Annotated in this window: 1 protein-coding gene; it reads right to left on the reverse strand. The window is 65.8% G+C overall.

The annotated features are described in order from the left end of the window. Positions 1 to 251, reverse strand: a 251-nt coding sequence (locus SB717_RS34305; protein WP_410907306.1) for a hypothetical protein, incomplete at its 3' end; no start/stop codon positions are given. Positions 252 to 345 lie beyond the last annotated feature (94 nt).

Below are 345 nucleotides of genomic sequence, written 5' to 3' on the forward strand. Positions count from 1 at the left end.
AGCGTGACCGCCAGGTTGTGCTCCTTGGTGTGGTCCGCCTCGTTCGGAACCAGGACCTCGAACGTCGGCCTGGTTCCGTCTTCGTGGTCGCAGGAGCCGGCGTAACATGCGTGGACCGTGCCGCCCGGATGCAGACGGAGCCAGATCGACGTGTCGACGGTGATGTGAGGCGGGCGGATGTCGGGCATGGAGCACGCGGGGAACCAGGGGGCGCAACCGGCGAGGAGAGCCGCCGCCAGGACGCCGATCACAACGGACGCTCCGCGCCGACTACGCAATGGTTGCCCCATCCTCATTGATCGAGTCACCGCGGTACACGTGGATTTCTGTTGGGGTGCCTAGCAT

Source organism: Priestia sp. SIMBA_032, assembly GCF_046535215.1.
In the GTDB taxonomy this organism is placed as follows: domain Bacteria; phylum Bacillota; class Bacilli; order Bacillales; family Bacillaceae_H; genus Priestia; species Priestia aryabhattai.